We start from the raw sequence: 17382 nt of genomic DNA, 5'->3' as shown, positions 1-17382 counted from the left end.
TGACGAACTGAGGAGGAGGTGGCGGGAGATGAGGTACGGATCACCGGTCGCGACCGATCCCGAGCGGGTCTTCGACGATCTGCGGGAAGTCGCCGCACGGGTGCGCGGGCACCTGGAGGCGGAGATCTCCGAGTCGGTGGAGGAGCTGCCGCCGGACGAGGCTCCGGCGGGCCAGATCTCCCGCTTCGCGCAGGAGGAGAGGGCCCGTGTCCTGGAGGCCGGCGTCGCCGGTCTGGAGAAGCTGGCCGGTGGCCGCGCGGACGAGATCGACGAGGACGAGTACTTCGGCGTGGAGGCGATCGTCCTCCTGGAGGGCAGGCCCGCGATCCTGGTGCAGGGGCAGGACTTCGCCGCGCAGGACGGCGACTGGTCCGTGCTGGACGCGGGACGGGCGGCGATCCGCGAGTCGATCGCACGCGTGGGCCGTGTCGAGGTGACCGGTCACCCGAGCCTGGACTGGGTCGGGACCGCCTTCCTGGTGGGTCCGACGACGGTGATGACCAACCGGCACGTGGCCGTGGAGTTCAGCCGCGCCGAAGAGGCCGGCTGGTCCTTCCAGCAGGGCATGTCCGCACGCGTCGACCCGGGCGAGGAGCTGTCCGCGACCCCGGAGCCGGTCGGCGGCCCGCCCCCGTACGAGATCACCGAGGTGATCGGCATCCACCCGGACGTCGACATGGCACTGCTCCGGGTCGCCCCGCCCGACGGCGGCGCACTCCCCACCCCGCTCGCGATCGCGGCCGACGCACCCGCGAACGTTCCCGGCCGGCCGGTGTACGTGATCGGCTACCCGGCCTGGGACGGCCGCCGCAACGAGCCCGAGTCGATGCGGCGGATCTTCATGGACGTCTACAACGTGAAGCGACTCCAGCCGGGAACGGCGACGGAGTTCACCCCCGGCGGCCAGGTGATGAAGCACGACTGCTCGACCCTGGGCGGCAACAGCGGCTCCCCGGTCCTCGACCTGACGGACCACCGAGTCCTCGGCCTGCACTTCGGCGGCCGCTACCGCCTCGGCAACTTCGCGGTACCGCTCTGGGAGCTGGTCGACGATCCCCTGCTGGCCCGGGCGGACGTCAACTGGGTCTGAAACGCGCCCCCGCACGATCTGCCGCGACTCGACACAAGGCCGTCGCGACTGCCCGGCGAATCCCCACAGGAGCCTCACAGAGGCTGCGCACAGCCTTTCGAGGGCTTCGTTAGCGTGGCGTGGCGCTCGATCACGTTCGCGAACGCGACCGAACCGCGGCCCGGTGGGTCGGCGGCATGTCAACTCAGGAAGACCCGAGATGGACTACTGCTCCTCGTGCCGTCGGCATCTCAACGGCGCCCTGGTGTGCCCCGGGTGCGGCGCCTACGCCCCGGACATCGCCCCGATCACCGACCACGGTCGCTTCGTCCCGGCCTCGCCCACGACGGCGGTCGGGGCCGACCACGGCCAGGACATGTGGCAGGACCCGTCCGAGGATGTCCTGGGTGAAGCGCCCTCGCCCGAGGGTCGGGCGGCGCGGCGGCGCCAGCGTGCCCGCTGGAGGAAGAGCCGGCGCCGGGCCGTGGTGGCGACCGCCTTCGCGCTGGTGGGCGGCGGTCTGACCGTGTCCGCGATGGAGCGGCAGGGTGGCGACCGCGCACAGGCGGCCACGGCGCCGGAGGACCCGGGCACCGCCATCGCCGAAGAGGCGGCACAGGACCCCCGCCCGACGTCGATACCGCCCGCCCCGCAGGACACCACGCCCACGCCTTCCACCCAGCCGCCCGCGCCCGACCTGCCACGGCAGCAGCACAGCACGGCCTCCGTCCGCACCGCGCCGCCGAGCGCCCAGCCGCAGACGGCTGCCGCACGTCCCACGACGGCGGCGCCGGCCCCGCAGCGACAGAGCGGCTCCCCGGGCTCCACTTCCGCGTCCTCCGACACAGCGCGGACGAGCCCTGCGCAGACGCAAGCGCCCGCTGCCCCCGACGAGAACGAGGGCACCGGAGCGGACTCGGCAGCGTCGCAGCCGGGCACCGCGCCGACCACACCGGCGGCGCCGGCCGCGGCGAAGCCGCCGGAGCTCTGCCTGCTCGTGGTCTGCCTGAACTTCTAGCGGACACGACCCAGGACCCGGTACACACCGCACCGGCTTTCAGATCAGGTCGGCAGCCCGGGCGGGGTTGTCGTCGAGGAAGCCACCCGACTGGTGCTGCCACAGCTTCGCGTAGGCGCCGTCCGTGGCAAGCAGTTCCTGGTGTGTGCCCTGTTCGACGATCCGGCCCCGGTCGAGCACGACGAGCTGGTCCATGGTGGCGACCGTGCTCAGGCGGTGCGCCACCACGAAGGCCGTCCGGCCGTCCATGAGCCGCCACAGCGCGTCCTGGACGAGGATCTCGCTCTCCGAGTCCAGCGCGCTGGTCGCCTCGTCCAGGAGCAGGATCGGCGCGTCGCGCAGGATCGCCCTGGCGAGGGCGACCCGCTGGCGCTGCCCGCCGGACAGCTTCACACCACGCTCGCCGACCATGGTGTCGAAGCCTTCGGGAAGCGCGTCGGCGAACTCCGTGACGTGCGCGGCCTCGGCCGCGCGGCGGATCTCGGCGTCGGTGGCGTCCGGCCGGGCGAAGGCGATGTTGTCGCGCAGTGTGCGGTGGAACATGGCCGGATCCTGCGGCACATAGGCGATCAGACTGCGCAGGTCGGCCTGGCACAGTCTGCTGATGTCCTGTCCTCCGATCAGAATGCGGCCGGCGTCGATGTCCGTCATCCGCAGCAGCAGCCGGGTGAGCGTGGTCTTGCCCCCGCCCGACCTGCCGACGAGGCCGACCTTCGCCCCGCTGGGCACGGCGAGGTCCAGGCCCTCGAAGAGCGGCTTCGCGCCACCGTGGGCGAAGGTCACCTGCTCGAACCGCACGTCGACGGCCTTGTCGGACTGCAGTGGCTCCGGATGGACCGGGTCGAGCACGGTCGACGGTGTCAGCAGCAGTTCGGTGAACTGCGCGGCCTCCGTCATGGAGCTCTCCATGCGGCGGTAGATCTGGTTGAACTCGAACATGATCCGCGTCGCGTTCGCGTAGTAGGTGAACGTGACGATGATCGCCTCCACGCCGTGGTTCCCCGCGCCGAGAGCGATGGCGAGCAGCAGTCCGAGCGTGTTGGTCAGTACGGACATCGGCGCGACCAGGGTGTCGATGCGCAGGTTTCCGTAGTCCCACGAACGCAGCGTGAGGCGCCTGGACTCCGCGACGCGGGAGCGGTGTTCGGCGGCCTCGCGTTCCTCGGCGGCGAACGCCCGGACCGTGTCCATGTTCATCAGGCTGTCCGCGACATGGCCCGACACCCGGGCGATCGCCTCCTCGCGCTGGGCGACGAGCGCCTGACGGCGGCGGATCAGCGGCGTCACACACAGCGCCGCCAGTGTGATCATCACCAGGAGGCCGACCACGAGCAGCGGCTCGTACTGCCACAGCACCACCGAGGCGAAGACCAGCGGCACGAAGCTGCCCATGACCGAGAACGTCAGCGTGTCGACGAACTCCTCGAAGCGGGAGGCGAAGCTCAGCACCCGCTTGGTCAGGGATCCGGCGAAGTTGTCGTGGAAGAACGCGGCGTCCTTGGCGAACAGTTCGTCCATGCCGATGACGTACAGCTGCTCGATGCCACGGGCGTCGAGACGGTTCAGGCAGTGGAGTCCGATGCGCCACAGCAGCTCGGCGAAGAGCAGCACCCCGGCGAAGCCGAGGACGTACGGCAGCATCGAACCGATGTCGGTACGGCCACCTCCGACGATCCGGCCGACGAGCTTCGCGACGACCAGTGGCGCGATGTAGAAGATGCCGATGTTGCCCAGCGCCGGGAGCAGCATGGCGGGGAGCGTCAGCCACCGGAGGCGGGCCAACTCCCGTCCGTAATAGCGAAGTGCGAGGAGCACCGGACCTTTGCCCGGCGAACCTTTGCGCGATTCAGGCAATCCCATCCCAACCCTGCTTTGTCGGACCTGTAGGACAGAATCCGCAGTGTTCCGTGAGGGGACCCGCGCGGTCCAAGCGTTTTTTCTAGCCACTCACCGTCGCGGGCGTGGGGCCGTCGGGGCGGACGGTGACGCCGTAGGCCGTCCTGGTGGGCGTCGAGTGGAAGCGCGGGGCGTGGGCGGGCAGCAGGTGTTCGAGGAGGACGGTGGACTCGCGGAGGGCGAACTGCAGACCCAGGCAGGCCCGGGGTCCGATGCCGAACGGGAGGTAGCTGCCCGGGTCGTTGGGGCGCCGGCCGGGGGTGGTGAAGCGCGTCGGGTCGAACAGCTCGGGGTCTTCCCAGAGTCCGGGGTCCCGGTGCGTCAGGTAGGGGCAGACGAGTACGTCGGTGCCGGCGTCGATCTCGTATCCGGCGAGGAGGTCGTCCTCCGCCGCGCAGCGCGGCAGCATCCAGGCGGACGGGTAGAGGCGCAGCGTCTCGCTGACAAGAGCCTGGACGGCCTGCCGCCGTTCGGGTGAACCGTCGCCGCCCGCGGCGAGCGCCTGCTCCCGCGCCCGGGGGTTTCGGTCGAGCAGGAGGTAGAGCCAGGTCAGGGTGGTGGCGGTGGTCTCGTGACCGGCGACGAGAAGGGTGACCAGCTCGTCGCGAATAAGCCGGTCGGTGTACTCGGGGCGCGTTCCGGCCGCCTCGACGAGGATGTGCAGCAGTCCGGGGCCGTCGGGTCCGGCCTCGCCGTTGCGGGCGGCGGTGATGGCGCGGCCCGCCACGGCGTCGATTCTCGCGAGCTCGTCGGCGACGGCGCCCTGAGCTGCGACGCTGTCGGCGGGGAGGCTGGGCAGTGCGGTCACCACGGTGGGCACGGCGGCCAGTTCGCGCTCGGTTTCGGCATCGAGCGGATGGCCGGTCAGGGACCGCCAGATGGTGTCCAGGGCGAAGCGACGCATCTCCTCGCCGACGTCGAGGACCTGCCCGGTGCGGGCGTACGCGTCCCAGCGCGCCGCGGCGGTCCGGGCGGCCCCGGCGATCCGCTGCTCGTAGCGGCGCATTCCCCGGCCGGTGAACTGGGACTGCAGCAACTTTCGTTGCCGCTGCCACGCCTCGCCCGTCGCGGCCAGGATGCCGTCGCCGATGAGCAGTCGGGCGCGGTGCGAGCGCTTCACGTACCGGTCGGGCTGGAGCGCGAGCACGTGCTGCACTGCCTCGGGTGCCGTGACCAGGACGGTCGGGCGCGGGCCGAGCCGGAACGCGGCGACACCGCCGAGGCGTTCGCGCGCCTCGGTGAGGAGGTCGACGAGCTCCCCTCCTCCGGCCTGCCACTTCGTGACAAGGACGGGATCCATTTCGGGAACCCGCCGGGCCGAGGGAGTCGGGGTCGGAAGGGAGGACGGGCGGGCGGGGGTGGCCACGGGTCTGCTCCTGTTCGGCGACTGCGGGTCGTCACGCACTGTAGGGGAACGGGCGCGAGGGGCGACAGGCCGCCTCGGCTGCCGGCTCCGGGTCCGGCATCCGGCTCCTGCTGTGCCGAAGGGGTCGGGCCCGTGACGGGCCCGACCCCTTCGGTCAGCTGTGCGGCGGTGGGTCAGACGCGGTCGGCAGCGATCAGGACGTACTGGAACGAGCCGTCCTTGTAGGAGTTGATGAACGCCTCCTCGATGCCGGTGACCAGGGATGACGTGGCGCGGAGCTCCCAGTACGGGAGCGTCGCGGGGGTCAGGTCGATGACGGCCTGCGGTACGAGACGGTTGTCGGCCATGGCGCGCAGGTACTCACGGCGGGAGTGGATGTTGCACTCGAAGTGCGCGTTGATCTGGGAGACCCACTTCGAGGGCTGGCCGTAACGCGGGTTCCAGCAGCCGGTGATGGTCACATAGCGGCCGCCGACCTCGAGGACGCGGGAGTGCTCGGCGAAGAGGTCGTTCAGGTCGACGTACATGCTCGACTCGTTGTTCCACGAGGCGGCGGCCTGGCCGGTCTCGAAAGGCGTGTCGAGCATGTTGCACACACGGGCGTGGACATGGTCCCCGATGCCGAGCTCCTCGGCGCGCCGGTTGGCGAACTCGGCCTGCTTGGCCGACAGCGTGACGCCCTCGACCTTGCACCCGAATCGCTGATGCGCCATGACCATCGAACCGCCACGGCCGCATCCGGCGTCGACGAGCGTGTCGTCGCTCCCGATGGAACCGAGGTTGTCCAGGAGGACCTCGGCCTGCGCCGACTCCAGGCGGTGGAGCTCGGCGATCAGCTTCTTCTCGTACTCGCTGTCCTCGATGTCCCCGAGGGCGGCGTGGTCGATGTCGCCGATGCCGTAGTGGTGGTGGTAAAGGCCGTCGACATCGCCGAGACGCAGGTTCACCGGCCTGGCCTCGTTGTTCCAGTAACGGGCGATGTCACTCTGATACGGCGTAGCCGGTCCCGGGACGAACGCGGAGGTGCCGTTGACGGTGGTGAACTCGGTGCTGGTCACAGATGATTCCGTTCTTACCAGAAATCGGGCAGGCTGTATCGATAGGTGTTGGTCTGGTGCCAGTGGTGGTTGCCGTCGACCCACACGGCGACTCCCCGCAGGAAGCGCAGCACGCTCGGGACGGGACAGGCGGCGGCCAGGGCGGCGGCTTCGGCTTCGAAGTCGTGCATGAGGTCGTTGTGGACCTCGACCGCCTTCAGGTACGCCTCCCGCTCCGAGAGCTCCTCGCGTTCGGCGAGCACCACGGGCAGGTTCAGGTGCCGGCCGGGGCTGGCGAGTTCCTTGGTGTACGAGTACAGGTCGTTGACGATGGTGGTGGCGTTGCCGGCGAGCGCGAGAACGCGCTGCATGGCCGGCTGGGCGTGGAGGTCCGCGGGCAGTTCGTAGCCGCCGACGGTGTCCGTGATGGTGGGGCAGGGGCGGAAGTTGTTGAACTGCCGCATCGCCAGGTACTCCCACACCTCGGGCACGTGGTCCGTCTGGGCCCAGGCGCCTTCGGCGAGGTATCCCATGTGCAGCCGGGCCATGTCGTGCCGGAACCGGTCCGCCTGGGAGGGGGTGGACTGCTGGACGAAGTACTCCATGGCGGAGCGGTAGGCGCGCCGAGGGGCGTCCGCGTGGAGCGACTCCTCCCACCGCGGCTGGTACTCCTTCGTCGTGTGCAGGGGGTCGAGGGCGGTGTGCGCGAGCAGAAGGCGCCCGCCGAGGCCGATGGGCGAGCCGCCGTGGTCCTCGCAGTAGCAGTCGTCGACCGCGTTCTCGGCGACCATCAGCCGGGTGGCGATCATCAGGTGGTCGACGGTCGGGGCGTCGGGATGACAGGCGACCATGTAGCGACCGACGGAGAAGCCGTCGAACTCGCCTTCCCAGTCGTCGGGGTACAGGTCGACCTCGTCCAGCGCCCAGGCCTTGATCCTGCGGCTGACCTCCTCCACGCGCACCGGGTCGGGCTCCGGGACGGGGTGGTGGTAGAGGCCCGGGATCGGTGCGCCCTCCAGCGGGGCCTCGGGCGCCGGTGGGGCCGAAGGCTCCTCGCGCCGCCCCAGGTACAGGCTCGAGGTGCCCAGACCGGTGGGACCGCGCAGGATCCGCTCCAGGTCGGGGTGCGCCGGCGCGGGCGGGGTGTCGGTGACGCCGACGGGCTCCGCTGCGCCTTCGGCTGCGACGGCGGCTTCGAGACCGGTGGCCAAGGTGTGGGCGTGGTCGATGACGTGGGCCCCGAAGCCGGTCGCGGCGGCAGGCAGGCCCGACTGCAGAGGGGAAAGCCCCGGATCGGGCATCCGTAGCTCCTTGGTGAGGTGGGTGGGGGTGCCCGGAGCCCGGGCTGCTCGCCCTGCCCCGGTCCCGGTCCTGGCCGTCGCGGCCCTGGGACGGGTGCTCTAGTCGTGCCTGCGGGCGATCTGCACGTTCTCCAGCACGCCGAGTGCGTTGGGCACGAGGATGGCGGCGGAGTAGTAGGTGGTGACCAGGTAGGAGATGATCGACCGCTCGTCGATACCCATGAAGCGCACCGACAGGCCCGGTTCGTACTCCTCCGGAAGCCCGGTCTGGCGCAGGCCGATGACGCCCTGGTTGTCCTCGCCTGTTCGCATGGCGAGGATCGAGCTGGTGTTCTCCCTGCTGATGGGGATCTTGTTGCAGGGCAGGATCGGGACGCCGCGCCAGGCCAGGACCTGCTGCCCGTCGAGGTCGACGTTGTCCGGGTAGATCCCGCGCGCGTTGAGCTCGCGCCCGATCGCCGCGATGGTCCGGGGGTGGGCGAGGAAGAGCTTGGTGCCGCGGCGGCGGCAGAGCAGCTCGTCGAGGTCGTCCGGGGTGGGCGGGCCGGAGTGGGGCTGGATCCGCTGCTTGAAGTCGGCGTTGTGGAGCAGGCCGAACTCCCGGTTGTTGATGAGCTCGTGCTCCTGACGCTCGCGCAGCGCCTCGATGGTGAGCCTGAGCTGCTCCTCGGTCTGGTTCATCGGCCCGTTGTAGAGGTCGGCGACCCTTGTGTGGACCTTCAGGACCGTCTGGGCGACGGAGAGCTCGTACTCGCGCGGCTTGAGTTCGTAGTCGACGAAGGCTCCGGGCAGCGCGACTTCGCCGACATGGCCGGCCGACATCGCGATCTCGGCCTCGCCGTGGCGGTTCTGCCGCTGATGGGGCAGCGAGCTGAACCGCTGGATGTGGGCGTGGAGGCTCGGCGCGGTGGACATCACGGCGTCGAAGTCGGCGCGGGTGAGGGTGAGCAGGGTGCCGGCGGTCTCCGCGGTGGCGGTGAAGTCCCACGTGCCCTGGCCGTCCAGGAGGGTGTGGTCACCGAACCGGTCGCCGTCGGCGAGGACGGCGACGGCGACCTCGTCGCCGTACTTGCCGGCGGAGACCTGGTTGACGCGTCCGTGGGCGATCAGATGGATCTGTTCGGCGGGGGTACCGCGCTCGACCAGTACCTCGCCGGCGCGGAAGTCGCGCTGGGCGCACCGGTCGGCGAGCGCGGTGAGCACGTCCAGGTCGTCGAACCCGCGCAGCATGGCCAGTTCGCCGAGTTCCCGGGGGATCACCCGGACGTCGGCGCCGTCCTGGACGAAGTCGATACGCCCGTCGCCGACGGTGTAGCTCAGCCGCCGGTTCACTCGATAGGCGCCACCCTTGGTCTCGACCCAGGGGAGCATCCGCAGCAGCCAGCGGGAGGTGATCTCCTGCATCTGCGGGGCGGACTTGGTGCTGGTGGCGAGGTTACGGGCAGCCGTGGTGCTGAGGGACTGCCGAGTCGGCTCCGGTTGCGCTTCCGCCCTGGTCTCAACGGTCATCGGGCGAGCTCTCCTTGGCAAGGGTGATGGCCGGCGAACACGCGCCGACCACGAAGAGGAAGAAAGGGGGACGAACGTCTGGGAATCCGTCCAGATCCTGGGGAACAGTAACGCCCGGTACGCCCGGCTCGCCCCATGTGGCCTCGGGTATTACCTCAAAACAGTGATCTTGCTCGGCGGGGTGTTTACAGGGCCGAACGACGACTTCCGGACCGCTTGGCCGAGAGCACACGCGCCCCCTCGCGATCCGGAGCGCTCACTCCTCGGGAGGGACGCAGAGGACCGGGACCGTGGACATGTGGAGGAGCTTGTGAGGGGTCGAGCCGAGGAGTGCGCCGCGCATCGGGCTTTCGCCCCAGCTGCCGACCACGATGACGCGTGCGGCATGGCGGTTCGCCGCGTCGATCAGGGCCTGGGCGGGCTTCTCGTCGATCACCTCGACGATGGTGGGCACGCCCGCCCGGTCCGCCTCCGTGACCGCGTGCTCCAGGCCGGTACGGCCGGCCTGGCGGATGGCCTCGCGGTGGGAGGCGTACTCCTCGCCCGTGGGGCCGGGGGCCGCGGCTCCGTAGACCAGGACGAGTCGCTCGTCGAAGGCTGTGGCCACCTCGACCGCGATGCGCAACGCGCGCGCGGCGCCGGGGGATTCGTCGTAGCCCAGTACGACCGACATCTCAGGACTCCTTGCCGTGTCCGCGGCCGTGGACCAGGTCGGGGTCGGCCACGCTGGGGCGCTCCCGCCAGAACGCCGGGGCCCGCAGGCGCCATACGATCATGATGACCACACCGGTGATGGCGATGCCGATGCCGATGACGAGCGGCGGGCCGAGTCCGAACCACGAGGTGCCGCTGTAGGAGTTCTCCGGGTCCGACATGTCGGAGACGGATCGCACGAGCAGCCAGGTCAGCAGCCCGGCGCCGACCAGCGGGCCCAGGCCGATCAGCAGGAAGTTGTGGATGCTCTCGAAGAGATGGCGGCGGTAGTAGACCGCGCAGGCCAGGCCCGTGAGCGCGTAGTAGAAGGCGATCAGCAGCGACAGCGCGGTCAGCGAGTCGTAGAGGGCGTTCTCGCTGATCTGGCTCACCACGAGGTACCAGGCGATGGCGATCCCCGCGACCCACCACGTACTGACGTCGGGGGTGCGGAACCGCGGGCTGATGTGGCTGTAGTGCGCGGGCAGCGCCCGGCGACGCGCCATGGACAGGGCGGTGCGCGAGGCCGGGATGATCGTCGTCTGGGTGGAGGCGATGGCGGAGGTGGAGACGGCGAGGAGCAGGACCCAGTCCCAGCCGCCCAGGACGTCCCCGGCGAGCTGGGCGAAGATGAACTCCTCCTCGCCGGCGTTCTCGGCCAGGAACGTCGGACCGGCGTAGGCGACGACCGCGAAGCCCACGGACACGTACGTCACGAGCAGGATGACGGTCGACCAGAGGCCGGCCTTGCCCGGGGCGGTCGCGGAGTCCTCGACCTCTTCGGTGAGGTTGACCGCCGATTCCCAGCCCCAGTAGATGAAGACGCCCAGGAGGAGCGCGCCGGTCAGCGCCGCGCCGCCGGCGCCGAAGGGGTTCAGCCAGCTGAATTCGGGATCGACCGACGGGTACTTGCTCGTGCCGGCGTAGACGCTGTAGAGCGCCACGCCGACGAAGATCAGCAGACAGGCGACCTGCGCGAGGATGAGGACGTTCTGAACCTTGGCCGACAGCTCGGTGCCGATGACGCACACGGCCGTCATCACCAGGATGAGCAGCACGGTGAGCAGTTGGCGTACGAAGGTGTTGTCCACCCAGCTGTCGAGACCGAAGGCGAGCAGGGCGAAGCTCACGGCCACGTCGGCGAGCGAGCCGACGACCAGGACTCCGGTCATCGCGATGGCCCAGCCGCCGAGCCAGCCGGCCCAGGGGCCCATGGCGCGCGTGACCCAGGAGAAGGTCGTACCGCAGTCCTGGTCCACCTTGTTCAGGTAGTAGAACGCCGATGCGATCAGCAGCATCGGCACGAAGGACGCGAACATCACGCCCGGCGCGTAGATGCCGACCAGGGCGACGATCGGGCCGATGACGGCTGCGAGCGAGTACGCGGGGGAGGTCGAGTTGAGCCCGATGACGAGCGCATCGACGAATCCGATCGCGTTGGCCTTCAGGCCCACTTGTCGCCCGGCGGGCGCGGCATCCTCGGCGGTCATGTTCCCTCGCTCCCGACGAGCCAGACAGAACAGCGGGACCTACGACTTCATCGTAGGGAGGCTCGACCCGACGTGCATGTGCAGGCGGCCGCCGGGGTCACTGCTCGCGCATGCCCCATGGCGCCTGGTACTCCGTGAGCAGGTCGAGGAAGGGTTGCGGCGGCATCGCCTCGGGGCCGAGTACGCCACGGCCCTGCCAGGCCCCGTTCGCGACGAGCTCGAGAGCGATCACGGGGTTGATCGCGGTCTGCCACACGACGGCCTGGGAACCGTACTCGCGCATCGACCACTGGTTGTCGACCACGTGGTACAGGTACACCTCCCGGGGACGGCCGTCCTTGGTCCCCTTCACCCAGGTGCCCGCGCACGTCTTGCCGTGCATCCGGTCGCCGAGGGTCGCCGGGTCGGGCAGACAGGCGGCGACGACGTTCCGCGGCGAGACCTCGACCCTGCCCGTGGCTCCCTCCACGCTCACCGGGTCCGTACGGTCGAGCCCGAGCTTGTGGAGGGTGCGCAGGACGCCGATGAACTCGTCGCCGAGTCCGTACTTGAAGGTGACTCGTCGGGCCTTCAGCCACCGGGGGACCAGCAGCACCTCTTCGTGTTCGACGTTCACGCACTCCACCGGCCCGATGCCCTCGGGGAAGTCGAAGACCTCCGGCTCGCTGAAGGGCTCCGTGGTGAACCAGCCGCGCCCCTCCTCGTAGACGACGGGCGGGTTCAGGCACTCCTCGATCGTCGTCCAGATGCTGAAGGACGGGGCGAAGTCGTATCCGTCGACGACCAGGTCGGCGCCGTCGCGGATGCCGATCTCCTCGATCTCGTCGAAGAGCGTGTCGGAGGCGTAGCGGGCGAAGACGTCTGCGAGCCCCGGTTCCACGCCCATGCCCACGAGGGCGAGCCGGTCCGCCGCCTCCCACTCGGCCGTCCGGGCGAACTGCTCGTCGCCCAACTTCACGCCGCACTCCTCGTACGGGCGCGACGGGTGCGGCCGGGACAGGGACATGGCCATGTCGAGGTAGTGGGCGCGCTCGGCGAGCGCGGCCTCGAAGAGGGGCAGGACGAACCGGGGATCGGTGGCGTTGAGCAGGACGTCGCAACGGTGCTCGACGAGGGCCGCCCGCACCGCGGCAGGGTCCGAGGCATCGAGCCGGGCCGCGGTGAATCTGGACTCGTCCGCCCCGAGGGCGGCGACGGCCGACTCCGCCCGCGCCGGGTCGTAGTCGGCGACGACCATGTGGGCGAAGAAGGAACGGCGGGCCGCGATCCTGGTGATCGCGGTGCCTACGCCTCCCGCCCCCACCATGAGGATGCGCATGGTGCAGCACTCCTTCGTTCCGCCTCCGGGCTCGGCCCGAGCGGCGGGAGGTCGGCATCGACGACGACGGTCGCGTCCTCCCCGATGATGCCGCCCCGTTCACACCACGGCCACCAGCGGCGGGCCGGGCGGGCGACGCCGGGGGAATGCGGGACGGAGTCGGTCTGCCGACGTTCCGTCCCGCGTCAGGTGCCGATCCCGATCAGCCGGCGAGGGTGCTGCTCAGCCAGTCGCGGTAGTGGGTGGGCGCCCGGCGGGCACCGGGGCCGGCGGTCAGGACATCGCCACGGACGGCGGCGAACATGCCCGCCCGGTCGTCGGTGACGACGCGGCGGTCGTCACCACGTGCGGCCAGGGTGATCCGACCGATCTCGTCCAGTGCGAGGACGTCGGGTCCGGCGACGTCGAGCGTCCCGTCGAGCGGCGCCGCGGTGGCGACGTCGGCGAGGGCCGCGGCCACGTCCGCCGACGCGATGGGCTGCAGCGGGGTGGCGGGGAGGCGGACGACACCGTCGGCCGAGGTCCAGGAGATGACGGCATCCATGAACTCGAAGAACTGGGTGGCGCGGACGATCGAGTAGGGGGTGGGTCCCTCGCGGAGCAGGTCCTCCTGGAGCACCTTCGCGCGGTAGTAGTCGAGCTCGGGGACCTGGTCCACGCCGACGATCGAGAGGGCGACCTGGTGGCGCACCCCGGCCCGTTCGCCCGCACGGAGCAGGGTGCCGACGGTGGTGCGGAAGAAGGCGGCGGACTGGTCGTCGAAGGTCGGGGAGTTGGTCACGTTGATGACCGTGTGGGCGCCGGCGAGCGCCTCGTCCAGGCCGGCGCCGGTGAGCAGGTCGACCCCCGTCGACGGGGATGCCGGGACCACGTCGTGGCCGGCCTTCTGGAGCGTGGCGACGACCTGCGAGCCGATGAGGCCGGTGCCGCCGATGACGGTGATCTTCATGGTGTGCCTTCCTTCGTGGGCCGTCACGACCCCGGGACGCAAACTCGGATACCCGATGTCCGAGACGATACTCGGATAGTCTGTATCCGAGTCAAATGGGGAGGCGACATGAAACTGTCCGGTGGCGTGGAGTGGGCGCTCCACTGCTGCGTGGTCCTGACGGCAGCGAGCCGGCCCGTCCCGGCGGCCCGGCTGGCGGAGCTGCACGACGTCTCGCCGAGTTACCTCGCCAAGCAGATGCAGGCACTGTCACGGGCGGGTCTTGTGCGGTCCGTCCAGGGCAAGACCGGCGGATACGTGCTGACGAGGCAGGCCGCCGAGATCACCCTGCTCGATGTCGTGCAGGCCGTCGACGGGCCCGATCCGGCGTTCGTCTGCACCGAGATCCGCCGACGCGGACCGATGGCGACGCCACCGGAGAAGTGCACGAGGCCCTGCCCCATCGCCCGGGCGATGGGGGCCGCGGAAGCCGCATGGAGGGCTTCGCTCGCGGGGACCACCATCGCCGATCTCGTCGCGTCGGTGGAGGGGGACAGCGGACCGGACGCGCTCCCGGGAATCGGCTCCTGGCTGACCGCGGGCGCCGACGCACCCGCAGGCACGGACGCCCCGTAGGCCCGGCACGGAGGTGCCCCGAATCGGCGCGGAGCACCTCCGTCCGCCGCACCGGCTCGACCAGGCTCCGGGACCGGCGTGCCGTCGGCGATCGCGGTCGCCGGCCGACCCGGGCCCTCGCCGGCCTCTCACCGCATCGTCCTCTCCTCGGCGCGCGTCACGATCCCCCTCCCCTGTCACCGCACGACGCGAGCGGGGCGCACGCGCCGGCCCCCACGGCCGCATCCGGCTTTCCACCCCGCTCCCGGAACGGACCGGCTCGACCTCGCCCGCGAGGCGACCAGGCGGTCAGGCTGCCCGGCGTACGTCGAGAACGACGCGAACCTCGCCACGCTCGCCGCACACCGCCGCGGCGGCGCCGGCCGGATGCAGACCGTGAACGCCGGGAGCCCTGGCCCGAGGGAAGTGTTACAACTGGGGTTGTGAGCCCGTCTCGTCTCTCGTGCCCGGCGTCCCGGTGCAGTCGAACCTAGGCAGAAGATTCGGAAGCGTCGCCGGACAGGTCTTCGTCCTTCAGGTGGCGATCGTGGTGCTGCTCGCCGCCGGGGCCCTGCTGGCCCTGGTGCTGGAGTCGCGGCACGACATCGACCGTGAGGCGCGCGATCGGTCGGTTTCCGTGGCGCAGACCTTCGCGAAATCCCTGGGTCTGCAGGAAGCGCTGGAGTCGCCGGACCCGTCCGCAGTCCTGCAGCCCGTCGCCGAGGAGACGCGCAAGGCCGCAGGGGTGGACTTCATCGTGGTGATGGACACCCACGGCATCCGCTACAGCCACCCTCAGCCCGACCGCATCGGTGAACGGTTCGTCGGCACGATCGAGCCGTCGCTCGCCGGCCAGGTGCACACCGAGAGTGTGCAGGGGCCGCTCGGCAAGGAGATCCAGGCGATCGTTCCGGTCACCTCGCCTCAGGGCGAGGTAGTCGCGCTGGTCTCGGCAGGTCTGACAGTGGAGAGCGTGACCGGCATCGCCGACCGCCAGCTTCCGGTCATCCTCCTGGCCATCGCCGGCGGCCTGGCTCTTGCCACCGTGGGCACAGCACTGATCAGCCGGAGACTGCGTCGCCAGACCCACGGGCTCGGCACGCAGGAGATGACCCGTATGTACGAGCACCACGACGCGGTGCTCCACGCTGTCCGCGAAGGGGTGCTGATCACCGACGACGAAGGACGGCTGCTCCTGGCGAACGACGAGGCCGGACGGCTCCTCGGCCTGCCGGACGACGCCGAAGGACGCCCCGTCGACGAGGTCGGCATGGATCACCGGATGGCGGAACTGCTGCTTTCCGGCCGGGTGGCCACCGACGAGGTGCTGGAGGCCGGGGACCGGCTGCTCGTGGTCAATCAGCGACCCACCCGCCCCCGGGGCCGCCCGCAGGGCTCAGCGGTCACCATCCGCGACTCCACCGAGATGCGGCTCCTGAGCAGCCGGGCGGAGACGGCCCGCAGGCGGCTCAAGCTGCTCTACGACGCCGGAGGTGACATCGGCACCACGCTCGACATCGTGCGCACCGCGGAGGAGCTGGCCGATGTCGCCGTTCCCCGGTTCGCGGACTTCGTCACGGTCGACCTGGCCGACCCGGTGCTGACCGGCGACGAGCCCGGCCCGGGCGCCGACATGCGGCGCACGGCGGTCAGCGGCATCCGCTCCGATCACCCGCTGTACCCGCTCGGCAGCCTGATCGACTTCCTGCCGTCCACGCCGCAAGCCCGCGGATACGGCACGGGCGCGACCGAACTCGTGCCCGACCTCCATGACGCGCCGGGCTGGCACGCCCAGGACCCGCCGCGGACATCGGCGATCGTCGCCTACGGGATCCACTCGCTCATCGCGGCTCCGCTGAAGGCCAGGGGTGTCGTGCTCGGGGTGGTCAACTTCTGGCGGTCGCAGAAGCCGGAACCGTTCGACGAGGACGACCTGTCCCTGGCCGAGGAGCTTGTCGGCCGCGCCGCGGTCACCATGGACAACGCCCGCCGCTACACCCGTGAACACAATCTCGCCGTGACACTCCAGCGCAGTCTGCTGCCGCAGGATCTGCCCGAGCAGAGTGCCGTGGACGTCGCGCACTTCTACCAGCCCGCCCAGTCCGGAGTGGGCGGGGACTGGTTCGACGTGATCCCGCTGCCGGGCAGCCGCGTCGGGCTCGTCGTCGGGGACGTCGTCGGGCACGGCCTGCACGCAGCAGCCACCATGGGGCGGCTGCGCACGGCGGTGCACAACTTCTCCTCCCTGGACCTGCCGCCCGACGAACTCCTCGCCCGTCTCGACAACCTCGTCCAGCGCATGGACCAGGAAGGCGACAGCGCCGCCCCGAACGGCGGCGTCCTGGGCGCGACCTGCCTGTACGCCGTCTACGACCCGGTCTCCCAGACCTGCGCCATGGCTCGGGCAGGGCACATGCCACCGCTCGTGGTCGCCCCGGACGGCACGACGACGATCTCGGAGCTGCCGGCCGGCCCCCCGCTCGGGCTGGGAGGCATGCCGTTCGAGACCATGGAGCTGTACCTGGCGGAAGGCAGTCAGCTCGTCCTGTACACCGACGGGCTGGTCGAGGAGCGGAGCCGGGACATTGCGGAGGGCGTGGAAAAGCTGCGTACGGCGCTGAGCCACCCCGACCGGGACCCGCATGCCACTCGCCGCGCCGTACTCGACGCGCTGCTCCCCAGCCGGCCGTCCGACGACATCGCGCTGCTCATCGCCCGGACACGCACCCTGGGCCCCGGCCGGGTCGCGCAGTGGGACGTACCGTTCGACCCGAGCGAGGTCGGCGCCATACGCAGCCTCGCGGCCGAGCAGCTCGAGGAGTGGGGCCTGCAGGAACTCGCCTTCACCACGGAACTGATCCTCAGCGAGCTCATCACCAACGCCATTCGGTACGGCGCCGCGCCGGTTCGCGTCCGGCTGTTGCACGATCGCACCCTGACCTGCGAGGTGTGGGACGGCAGCAGTACCGCCCCACACCTGCGGTACGCCGCCTCCATGGACGAGGGAGGCCGCGGACTGTTCCTGGTGGCGCAGCTCAGTGAGCACTGGGGCACGCGGTACACACCTGAAGGCAAGGTCATCTGGGCCGAGCAGATCCTGCCCGCCGACGACGGCGCCCTCTCCTGAACTGCGGTTCCTCTC

13 protein-coding genes are annotated in these 17382 nt (G+C 70.6%); 4 read left to right on the top strand and 9 right to left on the bottom strand.

Features of this window, described 5'->3' with window-relative positions; all coding sequences use genetic code 11:
* Positions 1–28: 28 nt before the first annotated feature.
* A complete protein-coding gene (locus ACZ561_RS13625) occupies positions 29–1090 on the top strand; it encodes a trypsin-like serine peptidase (RefSeq protein WP_470993665.1) in 1062 nt (353 codons plus the stop codon).
* 199 nt (positions 1091–1289) lie between these two features.
* A complete protein-coding gene (locus ACZ561_RS13620) occupies positions 1290–2087 on the top strand; it encodes an SCO2400 family protein (RefSeq protein WP_470993662.1) in 798 nt (265 codons plus the stop codon).
* Between the two features lie 39 nt (positions 2088–2126).
* On the opposite strand, the gene ACZ561_RS13615 is transcribed toward ACZ561_RS13620, so the two are convergent.
* The 9 genes from ACZ561_RS13615 to ACZ561_RS13575 form a co-directional block, all read right to left on the bottom strand.
* Positions 2127–3947, bottom strand: a complete 1821-nt coding sequence (locus ACZ561_RS13615) for an ABC transporter ATP-binding protein (protein WP_470993659.1) — start codon at positions 3945–3947, stop codon at positions 2127–2129.
* 79 nt (positions 3948–4026) lie between these two features.
* Positions 4027–5283 carry a cytochrome P450 gene (locus tag ACZ561_RS13610; protein ID WP_470993657.1) on the bottom strand — a complete coding sequence of 419 codons (1257 nt, stop codon included), beginning with the start codon at positions 5281–5283 and terminating at the stop codon, positions 4027–4029.
* Between the two features lie 239 nt (positions 5284–5522).
* Complete coding sequence (locus ACZ561_RS13605; RefSeq protein WP_470993654.1) at positions 5523–6407, bottom strand: geranyl diphosphate 2-C-methyltransferase; 885 nt, start codon at positions 6405–6407, stop codon at positions 5523–5525.
* Between the two features lie 14 nt (positions 6408–6421).
* A complete protein-coding gene (locus tag ACZ561_RS13600) occupies positions 6422–7687 on the bottom strand; it encodes a family 2 encapsulin nanocompartment cargo protein terpene cyclase (RefSeq protein ID WP_470993651.1) in 1266 nt (421 codons plus the stop codon).
* A 99-nt stretch (positions 7688–7786) separates the two neighbouring features.
* Entirely contained in the window at positions 7787–9196 is a 1410-nt protein-coding gene (locus ACZ561_RS13595; RefSeq protein WP_470993648.1) for a family 2B encapsulin nanocompartment shell protein, read from the bottom strand.
* 256 nt (positions 9197–9452) lie between these two features.
* Positions 9453–9869, bottom strand: a complete 417-nt coding sequence (locus ACZ561_RS13590) for a universal stress protein (RefSeq protein WP_470993645.1) — start codon at positions 9867–9869, stop codon at positions 9453–9455.
* 1 nt (position 9870) lies between these two features.
* Positions 9871–11379, bottom strand: coding sequence for an APC family permease (locus ACZ561_RS13585; RefSeq protein ID WP_470993642.1), 1509 nt, complete (start codon positions 11377–11379; stop codon positions 9871–9873).
* 97 nt (positions 11380–11476) lie between these two features.
* A complete protein-coding gene (locus ACZ561_RS13580) occupies positions 11477–12697 on the bottom strand; it encodes a saccharopine dehydrogenase family protein (protein ID WP_470993640.1) in 1221 nt (406 codons plus the stop codon).
* A 202-nt stretch (positions 12698–12899) separates the two neighbouring features.
* Positions 12900–13646, bottom strand: a complete 747-nt coding sequence (locus ACZ561_RS13575; protein ID WP_470993637.1) for an SDR family oxidoreductase — start codon at positions 13644–13646, stop codon at positions 12900–12902.
* 108 nt (positions 13647–13754) lie between these two features.
* Between ACZ561_RS13575 and ACZ561_RS13570 the strand changes: the two genes are divergently transcribed.
* A complete protein-coding gene (locus ACZ561_RS13570; RefSeq protein WP_470993635.1) occupies positions 13755–14261 on the top strand; it encodes an RrF2 family transcriptional regulator in 507 nt (168 codons plus the stop codon).
* A 517-nt stretch (positions 14262–14778) separates the two neighbouring features.
* Positions 14779–17367, top strand: coding sequence for a SpoIIE family protein phosphatase (locus tag ACZ561_RS13565; protein ID WP_470993632.1), 2589 nt, complete (start codon positions 14779–14781; stop codon positions 17365–17367).
* The last annotated feature ends 15 nt before the right edge of the window (positions 17368–17382 follow it).

The organism is Streptomyces sp. NPDC039609 (assembly GCF_055596705.1).
Note: the sequence above shows the minus strand (reverse complement) of the source record. Positions and strands in the feature narration are given on the sequence as shown.

Coding starts and splice junctions, on each gene's coding strand:
- ACZ561_RS13595 (WP_470993648.1), bottom strand. CDS start 9,196: ATGACCGTTGAGACCAGGGCGGAAGCGCAACCGGAGCCGACTCGGCAG.
- ACZ561_RS13600 (WP_470993651.1), bottom strand. CDS start 7,687: ATGCCCGATCCGGGGCTTTCCCCTCTGCAGTCGGGCCTGCCTGCCGCC.
- ACZ561_RS13590 (WP_470993645.1), bottom strand. CDS start 9,869: ATGTCGGTCGTACTGGGCTACGACGAATCCCCCGGCGCCGCGCGCGCG.
- ACZ561_RS13575 (WP_470993637.1), bottom strand. CDS start 13,646: ATGAAGATCACCGTCATCGGCGGCACCGGCCTCATCGGCTCGCAGGTC.
- ACZ561_RS13610 (WP_470993657.1), bottom strand. CDS start 5,283: ATGGATCCCGTCCTTGTCACGAAGTGGCAGGCCGGAGGAGGGGAGCTC.
- ACZ561_RS13585 (WP_470993642.1), bottom strand. CDS start 11,379: ATGACCGCCGAGGATGCCGCGCCCGCCGGGCGACAAGTGGGCCTGAAG.
- ACZ561_RS13570 (WP_470993635.1), top strand. CDS start 13,755: ATGAAACTGTCCGGTGGCGTGGAGTGGGCGCTCCACTGCTGCGTGGTC.
- ACZ561_RS13625 (WP_470993665.1), top strand. CDS start 29: ATGAGGTACGGATCACCGGTCGCGACCGATCCCGAGCGGGTCTTCGAC.
- ACZ561_RS13620 (WP_470993662.1), top strand. CDS start 1,290: ATGGACTACTGCTCCTCGTGCCGTCGGCATCTCAACGGCGCCCTGGTG.
- ACZ561_RS13615 (WP_470993659.1), bottom strand. CDS start 3,947: ATGGGATTGCCTGAATCGCGCAAAGGTTCGCCGGGCAAAGGTCCGGTG.
- ACZ561_RS13580 (WP_470993640.1), bottom strand. CDS start 12,697: ATGCGCATCCTCATGGTGGGGGCGGGAGGCGTAGGCACCGCGATCACC.